This is a genomic window from Lapidilactobacillus mulanensis (assembly GCF_003946215.1).
GTDB lineage: Bacteria > Bacillota > Bacilli > Lactobacillales > Lactobacillaceae > Lapidilactobacillus > Lapidilactobacillus mulanensis.
The window spans coordinates 1-16,174 of sequence record NZ_RHOW01000042.1; the positions used below are offsets into that span (position 1 = coordinate 1).

General features: G+C 43.1%; 10 protein-coding genes and 1 tRNA gene. All 11 read left to right on the plus strand.

Annotated features, from left to right (window positions below; genetic code table 11):
• The first annotated feature begins 1,293 nt into the window (after positions 1 to 1,293).
• The 11 genes from EKM67_RS08995 (at position 1,294) to EKM67_RS09045 (ending at position 16,074) form a co-directional block, all read left to right on the plus strand.
• Positions 1,294 to 2,772, plus strand: a complete 1,479-nt coding sequence (locus tag EKM67_RS08995; protein WP_125578691.1) for a nicotinate phosphoribosyltransferase — start codon at positions 1,294 to 1,296, stop codon at positions 2,770 to 2,772.
• 21 nt (positions 2,773 to 2,793) lie between these two features.
• On the plus strand, positions 2,794 to 3,624 hold the full coding sequence (gene nadE / locus EKM67_RS09000) for an ammonia-dependent NAD(+) synthetase (protein WP_125578692.1): 831 nt from the start codon (positions 2,794 to 2,796) through the stop codon (positions 3,622 to 3,624).
• Between the two features lie 351 nt (positions 3,625 to 3,975).
• Positions 3,976 to 6,666 carry a cation-translocating P-type ATPase gene (locus EKM67_RS09005; protein ID WP_125578693.1) on the plus strand — a complete coding sequence of 897 codons (2,691 nt, stop codon included), beginning with the start codon at positions 3,976 to 3,978 and terminating at the stop codon, positions 6,664 to 6,666.
• 776 nt (positions 6,667 to 7,442) lie between these two features.
• Positions 7,443 to 7,880, plus strand: a complete 438-nt coding sequence (locus EKM67_RS09010) for a hypothetical protein (protein WP_125578694.1) — start codon at positions 7,443 to 7,445, stop codon at positions 7,878 to 7,880.
• A 43-nt stretch (positions 7,881 to 7,923) separates the two neighbouring features.
• Positions 7,924 to 10,113 carry a Tex family protein gene (locus EKM67_RS09015; RefSeq protein WP_125578695.1) on the plus strand — a complete coding sequence of 730 codons (2,190 nt, stop codon included), beginning with the start codon at positions 7,924 to 7,926 and terminating at the stop codon, positions 10,111 to 10,113.
• Entirely contained in the window at positions 10,106 to 10,564 is a 459-nt protein-coding gene (locus EKM67_RS09020; RefSeq protein WP_125578696.1) for a SprT family protein, read from the plus strand. The genes EKM67_RS09015 and EKM67_RS09020 overlap by 8 nt, the downstream gene beginning before the upstream one ends.
• Before the next feature lie 158 nt (positions 10,565 to 10,722).
• Positions 10,723 to 12,174, plus strand: coding sequence for a glycoside hydrolase family 1 protein (locus tag EKM67_RS09025; RefSeq protein WP_379894879.1), 1,452 nt, complete (start codon positions 10,723 to 10,725; stop codon positions 12,172 to 12,174).
• Positions 12,175 to 12,335: 161 nt separating this feature from the next.
• Positions 12,336 to 12,421 (plus strand) — tRNA-Leu (locus EKM67_RS09030).
• Positions 12,422 to 12,680: 259 nt separating this feature from the next.
• A complete protein-coding gene (locus tag EKM67_RS09035; RefSeq protein ID WP_125578698.1) occupies positions 12,681 to 13,832 on the plus strand; it encodes an ABC transporter ATP-binding protein in 1,152 nt (383 codons plus the stop codon).
• A 756-nt stretch (positions 13,833 to 14,588) separates the two neighbouring features.
• Positions 14,589 to 15,302 (plus strand): glucosamine-6-phosphate deaminase, encoded by a 714-nt coding sequence (nagB, locus tag EKM67_RS09040; RefSeq protein ID WP_125578699.1) that lies wholly within the window; start codon positions 14,589 to 14,591, stop codon positions 15,300 to 15,302.
• Positions 15,303 to 15,456: 154 nt separating this feature from the next.
• Positions 15,457 to 16,074 carry an ECF transporter S component gene (locus EKM67_RS09045; RefSeq protein WP_164506628.1) on the plus strand — a complete coding sequence of 206 codons (618 nt, stop codon included), beginning with the start codon at positions 15,457 to 15,459 and terminating at the stop codon, positions 16,072 to 16,074.
• The last annotated feature ends 100 nt before the right edge of the window (positions 16,075 to 16,174 follow it).

Here is a 16,174-nt window from a genome sequence, read left to right on the forward strand (position 1 = left end):
AGACGACTAACTATACCAATTTATAAGAATAGATCAGTAGTGTTGCACTTGATTTGACAATTCGGGTTTAATTAAGGTGTTTAAAAACTTTAATCTACCTTCGGCAGAAGTTGCTCCAGAAAATAGCGGGAAATTGCTGTGGAGACGGCTCCAAGCTTTTGGAAGTTCGCCAAAAGTTTTCCGCCTAAAATGTGAGCTCCGGAAAATCGCCGGATCTCACATTTTCTCTTTCTGTAAATTCGCAAAGATCGCTTATTAACAGAAATACCACTGCGATCCCACTTTTTTCTTCCGCAACTTCTGCCTAAACTTATTTCGTTTAGGCTAGGATTGAAATAGCAGGGTTCCTCGAACTTGATTAACATTGTTGCCTTTACTGGGAATAGTTTTTCTAGAAAGTAGTATTCTATTGCTGAATTTTTGCGAGAACTTTTTATTTTGGCTTATTAAATGATCAAAAACCCTAGTCTACCTACGGCAGAAGTTGCTCCAGAAAATTGGGCGATTGCTGTGGCGGATAGCTTTCAGCCAATTGAAAACCAAATTGTCTTCAAGCACGATTTGAGCCTTTTCCGAAACCCACGCAAAAGTCTCAAATACGCCGCCTGCTATAAATTCGCAAAACCCGCTCATTAACACCAGTGTCACTGCAATTGCCCAATTTTCTTCCGCAACTTCTGCCTAAACCTATTTTGGTTAGATTAGGATCTGAATAACATGGCTCCTCAAACTTGATGGACATTGTTGCCTTACTTTAAATAGTTCTTCAAAAAAATCTGAACGATAACCGAGTCCGCCTTTCGTCTTCTACAAAGGACGGTTGCGGTACAAAGCACTCGCACAGGACTAGACGTTGACTAGAGCAAACTCTATAAAACTGCCGAGATGAGTCAGAACGCGGAAGAAAAAGTTGCGACTCGCAGTGAAATTGTTCTTGCGGAATCAACTTATTTATTAAACGGTCTCGGATGAGTTGCACAATAATTCAGTTACCACTTAAACCGAAGTCCCGCTAGAACAAGGGTGATCTTCAAGACTTTTGTGATTTTCAAAAGGCTTGAAGTCATCCCCACAGCGAGGCGCAACATTTTTCTGCAGCGTTCCGACGGAACCAAACAAACTTCTACGAGACGTAAACAAAGCCTTCATAAATCAATTCAAAGTCGGTAACCCCCAGTACTCACCACAAACTCCGAGAACCATTTCACAAGTCACAGGTAATAAATACCTAAAATAAACGATTCATGTTATAATATCCTGTGTTTAACGACAATTAATTTAGCGGGGTGCGCTATGAGAAAAGTTTACTCTGACGACAGCTTAATGCTGCACACAGACTTTTATGAAATCAACATGATGTACACATATTGGCAAAAAGGAATCAATAAACGTCACGCTGTTTTTGAGGCTTATTTCCGTAAAATTCCATTTGAAAATGGTTATGCTATTTTTGCAGGGCTAGAACGGATCGTCAATTTTTTGCAGAATTTCCATTTTACCGAGAGTGATCTGGCTTACTTAAGAGAGCAAACGGATTTTTCACCGGAGTTTGTTGACTACTTGGCTGCGATGAAGTTTGAATGTACCATTCGTTCTGCGCAAGAAGGCGACTTGGTGTTCAACGAAGAACCCGTGATCCAGGTTGAGGGACCATTAGATCAGTGTCAGTTGGTTGAAACGATTATTTTGAATATCATCAATTACCAAATCCTAGTCGCGACTAAAGCTGCCCGTATCAAGTCAGTGGCTGGTGACAGTCCAGTGCTCGAGTTCGGTTCGCGGCGTGCACAAGAATTAGATGCTGCACTTTGGGGGACTCGTGCGGCTTATATTGGTGGCTTTGATGCGACAAGTAATGTGCGCGCGGCTAAGGTTTTTGGAATTCCTGCCAGTGGCACGCATGCGCATTCTTTAGTCCAATTTTTCCAAAATGATTATCAGGCGTTTAAAGCTTACGCGCAAACGCATCGTGATTGTGTATTTCTCGTTGATACGTATGATACGCTGCGTTCTGGTGTACCAAGTGCGATTCGTGTAGCTAAAGAATTCGGTGATAAAATTAATTTTCAAGGTGTGCGGATCGATTCTGGTGATATGGCCTATATTTCTAAACGCGTGCGCCAACAATTAGATGATGCCGGATTTGCGGATGCGAAAATTTATGCGTCCAATGATTTAGATGAAAAAACCATTCAAAACTTAAAAATGCAAGGTGCCAAAATCGATATTTGGGGTGTCGGCACTAAAGTGATCACAGCCTTTGACCAGCCTGCTTTAGGCGCAGTCTACAAGTTAGCTTCGATCGAAGATTCTCAGGGACAAATGGTGGATACGATCAAACTTTCTAGTAATGCTGAAAAAGTTAGCACGCCTGGCAAGAAACAAGTTTGGCGAATCACCAATCGCCAGAAGAACGATAAATCTGAAGGCGATTATGTGGCACTTTGGACTGAAAATCCGCTCGAACGCGACGATTTATTCATGTTCCATCCCAAATATAATTACATTAACAAAACGATCTATGATTTCGACGCGGTTCCCGTTTTGAAGGATATTTTTGTGGATGGGGAACTTGTTTATGAGCTGCCAGATTTAGATGTCATCAAGGCTTATCGTGCGAAAAATCTGGATTCACTTTGGGATGAATATAAGCGCGACTTGAATCCGCAGGAATATCCGGTCGATTTGTCACAGAAACTCTACGATCATAAAATGAGTCATATTGCTAAAATGCGGCAAATGGTTGAAAATCTCAGTCATTCGAATAATTAATTTTTGAAGAGGAGAAAATTAATGCGACCATTACAAGCAAAAATTATTGCATTGGAAAAAACACAACCAACGATTGATCCACAAACTGAAATTCGGCGTTCGGTTGATTTTTTGAAAGATTACTTGAAGCAGAATACTTTTCTGCATAGTTATGTCCTGGGCATTTCTGGCGGTCAAGATTCAACGTTAGCTGGTAAATTAGCACAGATGGCGATTGCTGAATTGCGTGCAGAAACTGGTGACAGTACTTATCAATTCTACGCGGTGCGCCTGCCTTATGGTGTTCAAGCCGATGAAAGCGACGCGATGGCGGCAATCGAATGGATGCAAGCAGATACGGTCGTGCGGATCGACATTAAGGCCGCCACAGATGCCATGACGGCTGAATTGACTGCTAATGGCCAAACAATCAGTGATTTCAATAAAGGAAATATTAAGGCTCGCCAGCGGATGATCGTCCAATATGCCATTGCTGGTGCTCACAGTGGTGCAGTTGTTGGCACGGATCATGCGGCAGAAAATATCACGGGATTTTATACGAAATTCGGTGATGGCGGCGCAGATGTGACGCCACTTTATCGATTAGATAAGCGACAAGGTCAGGCATTGCTCAAAGAATTGGGCGCGCCGGAACATTTGTACTTAAAGAAACCAACTGCTGACTTGGAAGAAGATCGGCCATCCTTGCCAGATGAAGTTGCGCTTGGTGTGACTTATCAAAATATTGACGATTATCTAGAAGGTAAAGAAGTGGCGCCAGCCGCGGCGGAAAAAATCGAAGCTTGGTTCTTAAAGACGCAACACAAGCGTCACTTGCCCATCACGGTATTTGATACGTTTTGGAAAGCTTAAAGGTAGTCTTGAAAAAATATTTAAGCTTACCTAAACTTTTTTAAATAACGATCAGTTTATAATTGCTTTACGGTAATTTTTTTAGTATACTTGCCATTAGAAACAAGGGAGTAACTTGCAGCTTAGCTGTGATAAAACCATCAACAAGACGATAGTTCTGGTTTTATCTTAAAAAGTGAGACTTGTATGCGATTTTTGCGTACAAGTCTTTTTTATTCCTGTTGTTGAGGTTCTACAGTATAGTTGAACTAGGTACAAATTTAATCGTGTTTTTTCCGCGGGTGATTCTCGCCTTAGCCATTGATTTCACCCGTGGAGACTCACAACTTTATTTTATAGGAGGAGCAATTATTGGCAAACTCGAATGATGCTGCAAAGTGCTATTATTCAGTACCAAGCGACAAGATTTATCAGGAATTCGGGACGAGTGATCAGGGATTGACCGACGCTCAGGTTCAGGCTTCGTTGGAGAAGTATGGGAAAAATGCGCTCCAACAAACTAAGAAACGCTCGATATTTATGCGTTTCTTCGATCAATTCAAAGATTTTATGATCATTGTGTTGCTGTTCGCGGCAATTATTTCTGGGGTAGTTGCGCAGGAATGGGCAGATGCCATGTTGATCTTGGCCGTGGTTATCATCAATGCCTTCTTCGGTGTCTTCCAAGAGTCGAAGGCTGAAGAAGCAATCGATGCGTTGCGCGAGATGTCGACGCCGGAAGCCCACGTTCGTCGCGATGGCAATGTGGAAACTGTCAGCAGTGAAGACTTGGTTCCTGGCGATATTGTCTTGTTGGAAGCCGGCGATATTATTCCGGCAGATCTGCGCTTAGTAACTTCTGCCTCGCTTAAAATCGAAGAGGCGGCTTTGACAGGTGAATCTGTGCCGGTTGAAAAAGAAGTTGCGACTTTAAAAGATGAAAACATTCCTATCGGTGATCGTAAAAACATGGCTTACATGAATAGCAATGTGACTTATGGTCGTGGTTCTGGGGTGGTTGTTGGTACCGGAATGGATACCGAAGTTGGTCGGATCGCTGGCATGATCAATTCTGCCGAAGAGACGACAACACCATTGCAAGTTAACTTGAATGCACTGGGTAAAACAATTACTTGGTTGATTTTAGTGATCGCCGCAATTATTTTCGTCGTTGGGGTTGTCAATAACCACGATGGCTTGCCAATGAACGAATTGTTGATCAACATGTTGCTGACTGCAATTTCGTTGGCCGTTGCTGCAATTCCTGAAGGATTGCCTGCAATTGTCACGATCATCTTGGCTTTGGGGACGACTAGAATGGCGAAGCGTCAATCGCTAGTTCGTAAGTTGCCAGCCGTTGAAACGTTAGGGAGCACAGATATTGTTGCTTCTGACAAAACTGGGACTTTAACTCAGAATAAAATGACGGTCGAAAAAATTTATCGTCACGGTAAACTGGAACCAGCAAACACACCCGTTGATGCTGATGACACAACATTACGGGTCATGACTTTTAGCAATGATACAAAGGTTCAAAAAGATGGTAAATTAGTTGGGGATCCAACGGAAACGGCCTTGATCCAATTCGGTTTCGATCATGATTTCCAAGTGGAAACTGAATTAGAAAAAGAACCCCGTGTGTCTGAAGTGCCGTTTGATTCAGAACGTAAATTAATGTCAACGATCCACAAAATGGCCAACGGCAAGTTTTTCGTTGCGGTTAAGGGTGCGCCAGACGAATTATTGAAGCGTGTCACTCGAATCGAAACGGCTAAAGACGATGTTCGTGCCTTAACGGATGCGGATCGCAAGGCTATCTTGAAAGAAAACAAAGGCATGGCCACTCAAGCCTTGCGTGTCTTGGCAATGGCTTACAAAGTGATCGATGCTGTTCCTGACAAACCAGATAGTGAAAATATTGAGAACGACTTAATTTTCGCCGGATTGATCGGGATGATCGATCCTGAACGTCCTGAGGCTGCAAAGGCCGTTGCAGATGCTAAGAAGGCGGGTATTCGTCCTCTGATGATCACAGGTGACCACCAAGACACCGCTGAGGCAATTGCCGGACGTTTAGGTATCATTAAGCCCGGTGACGACGCAGCTGTCATCACGGGTGCGCAATTGGACGAAATGAGCGACGAAGAATTTGCTAAAAATGTCGGCAAATATTCGGTTTATGCCCGAGTTTCTCCAGAACATAAAGTGCGTATTGTGCGCGCTTGGCAAGATAAAGGTAAAGTTGTTGCCATGACTGGTGATGGTGTTAACGATGCACCTGCATTGAAGTCAGCCGATATCGGAATTGGTATGGGAATTACAGGTACCGAAGTTTCTAAAGGGGCCAGCGATATGGTCTTGGCCGATGACAACTTTGCGACGATCATTGTTGCCGTTGAAGAAGGCCGTAAAGTCTTCGCCAACATTCAAAAGTCGATCCAGTATTTACTTTCTGCTAACCTTGGTGAAGTCTTGACACTGTTCATGATGACTCTAATGGGTTGGGATATGTTGGCACCTGTCCAATTATTGTGGATCAACTTAGCGACGGATACTTTCCCAGCAATCGCGCTTGGTGTTGAACCTACCGAGCCAGGGATCATGGATCGCAAGCCACGTGGTAGAAAAGCCAGCTTCCTAAGTGGCGGTGTCGCTTCTTCGATCGTTTATCAAGGGATCTTAGAAGGATTACTGACATTGGGTGTTTATGGGGTTTCAATCATGTTCCCTGTGCACACAAGCTACAATGATATTCACGCGGATGCTTTAACAATGGCTTATGCTACTTTAGCGTTGATCCAATTGTTCCATGCATTTAACGTGAAGTCGATTCATCAATCGATCTTCAGTGTCCATCCATTTGCGAACCGCACCTTCAATATCGGGGTTGCGTTCTCAACGATCATGGTTGCATTGACAATCGTTGTTCCTGGATTCAACAGTTTGTTCCATGTGACTGAATTGAACTTAGAACAATGGTCGATCGTGCTCGCTGCTGGGTTATTGATGATTGCCATCGTTGAATTGGTTAAGTTTGTTCAGCGAAAAATGGGTAAACAATAATAATAGTCATTAAGCTAATGAGCTACAGAGATGAATTCTCTGTAGCTTTTTTTGGTTGGTTAAAAAGGATCTACCTGCGGTCGAAAGTGCTGGGGCAGGCAGATCTGTGGCTGTGGGACCGCTTGAAGCCTTCCGAGGTTCATGGAAGTCTTCAAGCTTCGATTTGAGCCTCGGAAAAGCGCCGAGTCTCGAATCGATCCACCATGTAAGGCGGGCAAAAACGGCCCGCCAACATGGTTGTCACTGCCACGACTGCCTGCCCCAGCACTTTCGACCTAAACATATTTAGTTTAGTGTAGGAATTGAATAGCTGGGTTCCTGGAAGTTTGATTATCAACGTAGCCTTTACTCTGAAGAACAAAATAAAAAATGTGATGAATTTCAAATCTGAACAAAATAACACACGACCAATTTGGAAATAGGTGCAGATTAGTCTTGAAATCCTATAGTGAAAGCTTTTAGCTGTATCTTGCACCTATTTTAAAATTGGTCGTGTACCTAGATTACTAATTTTTGTTTTACGCGTTGAAAAAATATTGTTTGAATTTGAAACGTAATTGAATATCCAGCATCAAACATATCGAGTTCTTCCGAATAGACTAGGCGAAATTTGTGGTGGGAACTGGGACTGCAGCCGTCCCCACAGCAGTTTCCCAGTTCCCACCACAAATTTAGCCGAAACCGCACAAAATAAAAAGACCGATTTTCTATGAGGCACGCGTATCTAGTTGAGGTTTGTTATAATAGCTTTATTAAGAAGAATTCGAGGAGATAATATGGCAAATAAAATGCAACAGCGCGCAATGAACTACGGTAACCTGATCAATAATGTGATCGAACAGACAGAACAAATGCAAGAAAAGTTGGATCCATTGTTTAAAGAATTAAAAGAAAAATTATCGAGCAACGATTTAGCTAGCTTGTCGACAGATCGTTATCAGGAAATTCGTCAAGGATTCGCTGAAGGCGTTCAAGTTTATGACGAATTGTTGGGTCGACTTGATAAGGCACAGGCGCCTGCACGTTTGATGGGTAACCAGAAGTTGCTTGCTGGTGCTTTCCGTGATTTTGTTGCCGGTTGTCAAGAAATGACTGAGAGTTTAAACGATGACCAAACTGTCGATCGTGAAAAATTCGACGCCGCAGAAGCTAAGCAGGATGAGAGTACCGAACGATTGAGTAAATATTTAACGAAAATTGGCACTTTAGCTTAATTTCGCAGTATAAACGTCAACAGATTGGGAGTTTTGAAGTTAGATGAGTGAAGTTGTGATCGATTCTAAAGCACGCCAAGCAACACAACGAGAACTGAATTTACCGTCGCAAGCTATCACGGCAGTTTTGACGATGTTGGGCGAAGGCAATACGGTGCCGTTTATTGCTCGTTATCGTAAGGAACGGACTGGTAGTCTGGATGAAGTACAGATCCGGGCAATTGAAGCTGAATATCAACGGGTCATCGCGTTAAACAAACGTAAAGAAGATGTTACCCAAACAATTGAAGAGCAGGGTAAATTAACCGCGGAGTTAGCAGCGGCCATTGCTCATGCAGCAAAAATTCAGCAAGTCGAAGATCTTTATTTGCCTTATAAACAGAAACGTAAAAGTAAAGCAACAGTCGCGCGTGCCGCAGGATTAAGTCCATTAGCTGCCGCAATCAAATTACAATCAAATTTGTCTGAAGTACAGTGGCAACAAGAAGCTGCTAAATTTGTGAACGACGAATTGGATTTGCCGACGACAGAAGAAGTTTGGCAAGGTGTGCATGAAATTCTTGCAGAAGAAATTGGCGATGAAGCCGATTTTCGTGATTGGACGCGACGTTACATTCAAAGTGAAGGTCATTTGGTGGCTACGGTCAAAGATGAAGAAGCTGATACCAAGGGTGTTTATCGCAACTACTACAACTTTGACGAGCCACTATCCAAGCTGGTTTCTCACCGCGTATTGGCAATTAACCGTGCTGAAAAAGAAAATGTCCTCAAAGTTTCAATTGCGGTTAATTCGGATAATTTATTGAAGCGGATCGAGACACGTGTGAATTTACATCGCAATCCGTTTGCCTCCGAACAAATGAACGATGCGGTTCAGGATGCTTATAAACGATTCATCGGACCTGCAATCGAGCGTGAGATTCGGGCGAGTTTGAAGGAAAGCGCTGATGCACAAGCAATCAGTGTTTTCGGCGAAAATTTAAAAAACCTGCTGTTACAACCACCGCTTAAAGGAAAAGTTGTTCTTGGTTTTGATCCCGCGTATCGAACGGGCTGTAAGCTGGCAATCGTGGATGGAACTGGGAAATTTTTAGCAAAATTGGTTATTTATCCACATAAACCTGCTAACGCAAAATTGCGTGAACAGGCAATGCCGATCTTTATCGACTTTTTAGAAAAATATCAAGTTGAAATGATCGCGATCGGTAATGGAACTGCCAGCCGTGAATCGGAACAATTCGTGTCCGCCGCCATCAAACAATTATCGCGACCAGTCTATTACGTGATCGTCAATGAAGCGGGTGCTTCGGTTTATTCGGCTAGCGATAATGCCCGCGCCGAATTTCCTGACTTACACGTTGAAGAACGTTCCGCAGTCAGCATCGCCCGTCGTTTGCAAGATCCGCTCGCCGAACTGTTGAAAATCGATCCCCAAGCCGTTGGTGTCGGCCAATATCAACATGATGTTAGTCAGAAAGCCCTGACGGAACAACTGGACATTGTTGTCGAAGATGTGGTCAATCACGTCGGTGTCAATTTAAATACGGCCAGCGTGGATCTGTTACAACACATCTCTGGTTTATCGACGACGATTTCGCAAAATATCGTGGCTTACCGTAATGAAAATGGTCAGTTCGATCAACGGAAACAATTACAAAAAGTTCCGCGATTGGGTCCTAAAACTTATCAACAAGCAATTGGATTCTTGCGGATCATTGATGGCAAGGAGCCGTTGGACAACACGGATATTCATCCGGAAAGTTATCAAATTGCCGGAAAACTATTGGCTAAATTAGATTTAACCAAGGCAGATTTGGGTACACCTGAATTGCAATCTTTGTCAAAATTGCTGAATGTTGAGCAGTTGGCCAGTGAATGGGACGTCGGCGTTGCCACCTTGAAGGACATCATTGAAGGGTTACGCAAACCTGGTCGGGATTTACGAGATAATGTGGCTGCGCCTTTATTGCGCCAGGACGTTTTATCGATCGAAGATTTGCAGCCAGAAATGATTTTGCAAGGAACAGTGCGTAACGTGGTCGATTTCGGTGCTTTTGTCGACATCGGCATTAAGCATGATGGTCTTGTGCACATTTCCGAATTAGCAGACCACTTCGTTAAAAACGCCAGCGCGGAAGTTGCTGTTGGTGATATCGTCAAGGTGCGGATCTTGAGCGTCGATCTTGATCGGGAACGCGTCCAACTTTCGATGCGTGGCGTTAGCGATGACTGATGAAGCACTGCAAAAATTAGTCGAGGAAATTTCGTTACGCGATTTTCACCGGCCATTCAAGCATCAGGCTTATTTTAACGCACGGCTGACTACAACTGGCGGTCGTTATCATATCGTGGATCATCACTTGGATTTCAATCCACGTATGGCAACTGAATTGCCACCAGAACAGTTTGCTGGCATCATTAAGCATGAGCTGTGTCATTATCATCTGCATCTCTTAGGATTGCCCTATCAGCATCATACACGCGAATTTAAGCAGTTATTATTGCAGGTCGGTGGTTCGCGGTATGCGCCGAGATTAACTTCACAAACGTATCGTTATCATTACTACTGTGCGACTTGTCATTTAGATTATTATCGCCAGCGAAAGATCAATCTACGCCGATACGGTTGCGGCCATTGTCACGGGAAATTAATGTTAGTGACGGCACAACGGGTCAGCCAATGAATCATTTAAAAACAAGCCGCAAACTTCCTTTTCGGGAAATTTGTGGCTTGTTGTGCGTTTATTTCAGTGGTAAGCTTCATTTGTAAAAAACTTGAAGCAACGACTTTAGATAATCTAGTTTGCTTCAGAAATCTGATTTAAGAATTCGGAGGATCTATCTGATGGCAACTTTTCCAAAAGATTTTTTGTGGGGCGGGGCGACTGCCGATTTTCAGTATGACGGTGGTTATGATGAAGACGGGCGCGGGTTGTTGAGCCACGACTTTGTGACCGCCGGGAGTGCGACGCGGCCACGCCAATTGACGCTGAAGTTAAAAAATGGTGGGCGCGGTTCCGTGAATGCCCACGATTCACTGCCTGAAGGTGCCGAGCCAGCTTTATATGATGATGTTTATTATCCGAGCCATCAGGCAACTGACTTTTATCATCATTGGCAAGAAGATATTGATCTGATGGCAGAAATGGGCTTCTCTACTTATCGTTTCTCGATTTGTTGGAGTCGTATTTATCCAACCGGCGAAGAGGCACAACCCAATCCAGCAGGACTCCATTTTTACGACCAAGTGATCGACCGACTGATCGAAAAAAAGATCGAGCCGATCATTACGATTTGCCACGACGAATTGCCAAACTATCTGGGCGAACATTATGATGGTTGGTCGAGTCGCCATACCATTGATTGTTACGTAAAATATGCGAAAACTTTGATCGATCGTTATCGCGGTAAGGTGCGCTATTGGATCACGTTCAACGAAATCAATATTTTGAGTGGTTATATTGCCTTGGGCACGCATCAGCAGGATGCGCAAACGCGTTATCAAGCCATTCACCACATGTTCGTTGCCAATGCACTAGCTATTCAAGCCGGCCGTAAAATTGATCCGGCTGCAAAATTCGGCACGATGTATGCGCTCAGTGAGAATTATCCGGCCACTTGCAAACCGCAAGATGTTTTTGCCAGTTACCAAACCCGCCGAAATAACGGGCTGTTTTATGTGGATGTGATGGCGCGAGGCTATTATCCTAGCTATACGGCCGCAAAATTTGCACAGGAAAACGTCAAGCTAGAATTCGACCCAGCAGACCTTGAACTGCTTAAAAATAATACGTTAGATTTCATTGCTTTCAGTTATTATCGTTCCGCAATTGTGAAAGTGGACGATCAGGATCAAGTCATTTTTTCAAATGATAATCCTTACTTGAAATCCACACCTTGGGGCTGGACGATCGATCCACTGGGCCTACGTTATTGCCTCAATGAATTATTCGACCGCTATCAAAAGCCATTGATCGTGATTGAAAATGGCTTAGGCGCAGTCGATGAGCTGACCGCCGATGGCAAAGTTCACGATGATTATCGGATCAATTATTTGCGTGACCACTTGCGCGAAATCCGCAACGCCATTACCATTGATCGGATTCCTTGCTTCGGCTACACCATGTGGGGCAATACTGATTTGGTTTCGCTGAGTACGGGTGAAATGAAGAAGCGTTACGGATTCGTCTATGTCGATATGGATGATCAAGGCCATGGCAGTTTGAATCGGATCAAGAAAGATTCCTTTGACTGGTTCAAAAAGACGATTACGACAGCGGGTGTGGATCTGTAGCGATGGCGTGATGAACTATTGGTGCTTGCAGATATCATCAGGACAGATATAGACAGCTATTTTTTCAACTGCAAGTATTCAGGCAATTTTATAAGAAGCGGTGATTAATTTTCTGTTGACCGTTTTTTCTAAATAGCTTATAATAGTAAATGCAGTTGTTTGCGGGCATGGCGGAACTGGTAGACGCGCAAGACTAAGGATCTTGTGACCGTTAAAGGTCGTGGAAGTTCGAGTCTTCTTGCCCGCATTGATAGCATAAGCGTTGAGACATCTTGGGTTATTATCCGAGGTGTCTTTTTTGATGCGTCATTTATTGAAATACCCATCTAGATTTCCGAAGAATTTTTTACCAATTATTCGGTAGAGCACTAATAATTTCACTCTTGTAAGCACTTTCGGCAACCTGCACAATTTGTCTTTTATTTTTTTGTGCGATTTTAACTAGTGCTGGAAACCGTTTTCTCGTATATTAAGAGAGTACTCCATAAAGAAGGGTGTTTTAATCAATGGTAAAAGTAGACTTAGATCACATTTATAAACAATATCCTAACGCTGAAAATGATCTCTATGCAGTTTCAGATTTCGATCTTCATATTGACGATCACGAATTCATCGTGTTCGTTGGACCTTCAGGCTGTGGGAAATCAACCACATTGCGGATGATCGCCGGCTTGGAAGACATTACGAAAGGCGATTTGAAGATCGGCGGCAAGCTAATGAACGATGTTGCCCCTAAAGATCGTGATATCGCCATGGTTTTCCAGAACTACGCTTTATACCCACATATGACTGTGTTTGATAACATGGCATTTGGTTTGAAATTACGTAAATACGAAAAATCAGACATCAAAAACCGTGTCGATGATGCCGCTAAAATCTTGGGCTTAACTGACTATCTCGATCGTAAACCAGCTGCTTTATCTGGTGGTCAACGTCAGCGTGTTGCCTTAGGTCGTGCCATCGTCCGTGATGCTCCTATCTTCCTAATGGATGAACCTTTATCTAACTTGGATGCTAAGTTACGTGTTTCGATGCGTGCCGAGATTGCCAAGTTACATCAACGTTTGAACACAACAACGATTTATGTAACCCATGACCAAACCGAAGCCATGACCATGGCTGATCGCATTGTCGTTATGTCAATGGGTGAAGTTCAACAAATCGGAACTCCTGCAGAAGTTTATGACACACCAAAGAATAAATTCGTTGCCGGATTTATGGGTTCACCTGCAATGAACTTCTTCGAGGTTCATTACGAGCATGGTGTATTGACTGATGACGACAAGGTTATCAATCTTAAAGTTCCAGAAGGCCGCGCAAAGATCCTCAACGAAGATGGTTATGATGGTAAAGATTTAACTTTAGGCGTTCGTCCAGAAGATATTCATTCTGAAGAAGCATTCCTGGAAACATTCCCTGAAGCAACAGTTGGCGCTAAGGTCGTCGTTTCAGAATTGTTGGGTGCAGAATCAATGCTTTATGTAACTTCAGGTAAAACTGAATACGTTGCTAAAGTTGACGCTCGTGATTTCCATAATCCTGGCGAAGAGATCAAGTTTGGTTTTGACTTGAACAAAGCTCACTTCTTCGATAAAGAAACAACATTATCGATCGTCGAAAAAGCTAAAGACGAAAACCGCGCACCAGAACATGCTTAAATTTTAATTAGAAAAAATTTGTCCACCGAATTTAATTATTCGGTGGATTTTTTTTGGCTAAAAACAATCTACCTTCGGTCGAAAGTGCTGGGGCAGGCAGGTCTGTGGCTGTGGGACCGCTTGAAGCCTTCCGAGGTTCATGGAAGTCTTCAAGCTTCGATTTGAGCTTTTGCACAGACCGCAAAATCTCGAATCGATCCACCATGTAAGGCGGGCAAAAACGGCCCGCCAAATGGTTGTCACTGCCACGACTGCCTGCCCCAGCACTTTCGACCTAAACTTAATTTAGTTTAGTGTGGGATTTGAATAACAGGGTTCCTGAAAGTTGATTCTCAATGTCGCCTTTTCGCTGAATAACAAAGTAACACACAAGTATTTAATTTTTTTCAGGTTCGGATTTACAAGCATTCGTTGCGTTGTGGTGATAAACACAGTTGTTTAAATTAGAAAAACAAGTTGGTCATTATCGAGCTCATCTGAATAGATTAGGCGAAATTTGTGGTGGGAACTGGGACTGCAGTGGCATTTCTGTTAACGAGCGGGTTTGGTGAGCTCACATTTCAGGCGGAAAACTTTTGGCGCTCTTCCAAAAGCTTGGAGCCGTCCCCACAGCAGTTTCCCAGTTCCCACCACAAATTTCGCCGGAACCACACAAAATAATCTCTCGTAAAATCAATTCAGCAAGTAAGATATTTTTCTTGACAAATTTCAATATTCGCGTTAAATTGGACTAGACCAAACAAGGAGGAACTTGCTATGAAAGTTGAAATTTATAAAGATAAAAACGAAGGCGGCCAAGCTGCTTTTAACATTATTAAATCAGGTATCGAAAACGGTGCCCAAGTTTTAGGATTGGCAACTGGTAGCACACCTATTACACTTTACAATGCCATGACAGCTAGCGATTTGGATTTCTCTAACTTAACTTCTGTTAACTTGGATGAATATGTTGGCTTGCCAATTGAGAACGACCAAAGTTATCACTACTTCATGAAGGAACATTTATTTAACAAGAAGCCATTCAAGAAGAGCTATGTTCCTGATGGCCAAGCTGCTGATATTGAAGCTGCTGCTAAAGATTATGATCGAATCATCGACGAAAATCCGATCGACATTCAAATTTTAGGAATTGGACGCAACGGTCATATTGGCTTTAACGAACCTGGATCATCGTTTGATGGCCCAACGCACAAAGTTTCTTTGACACAATCGACGATCGACGCCAATGCTCGTTTCTTCGAAAATGAATCCGATGTTCCTCGTTATGCAATTTCGATGGGGATCGGTTCGATCATGAAGAGTAAGAACATTCTGTTGATCGCTTATGGCGAAGATAAAGCCGACGCTATCAAAGCAACGATCGAAGGTCCTGCTACAACTGACGTTCCTGCAAGTGCTTTGCAGAATCATGCCAATGTTACTTTTATCTTAGACGAAGCTGCTGCTAGCAAACTTTCAAAGAAGTATTAATTCGGATATTAAATAATAGTGAGTGTAAAAAAACATTGTCATCGCGGATATTATTCGTGACGTCAATGTTTTTTTCGTGAATCAGGTCGACAGGCTGTTTAAATGAAATCAAGTCGTGTAGAATAAGGGTCATCAAAAACTTGGGGTGACCAAAGTGAATAAATCAAGACAAAGAGCACAAAGGATCGCAGTACTTGGTATTTTTACCGGGATTTTATTGTTGCAGACGTATGTTCCGTTTTTGGGTTATTTAACGATTATTCCCGCCATGCCGGGTATTTCATTGATCATCATGGTCGTCATGGTGGCGGCGGTCGTTTTGGGGCCGCAGGATGGTGCAATTCTCGGCTTGATTTGGGGAATTTTATCATTGATCCACGCTTATACGACGCCGGGAACGATCACGTTTCTATTGTTCACGAATCCAATTATTGCCATTGTGCCGCGAATGTTTGTGGGTTGGCTAGCCGGTATTTTACCGGTGTGGTTTGCCAAAACGAAGCTACCACAAACTGTTGGCTTGGCGATTACCGGTCTATTAGGAGCTGCTTCTAACACATTGTTGGTTGTTTGCTTAACTTCGGTTATCTTCCTGAATAACTCCAGCAACCTTTTGAATGTGATGCAGTTGCAGGGTGATTCTCGTAATCTCTTCATTATTTTGATCGTTTCGCTGGGTGTTAATGGGATTTCCGAGGCGATCGGTGGTTTCATCATCGTGCCACTCCTTGCCCGGCCACTGAAACATGTCTGGGATCGCCGTCGTTCGTAAAAAAAATAAACCTTCACGACCAGCTACCGAGAAATGAAGTGCAACATAAAAGTTAGACAAAAATAAATAGTTTTACGCAGCTAAGGTATGTTCTCGGTAT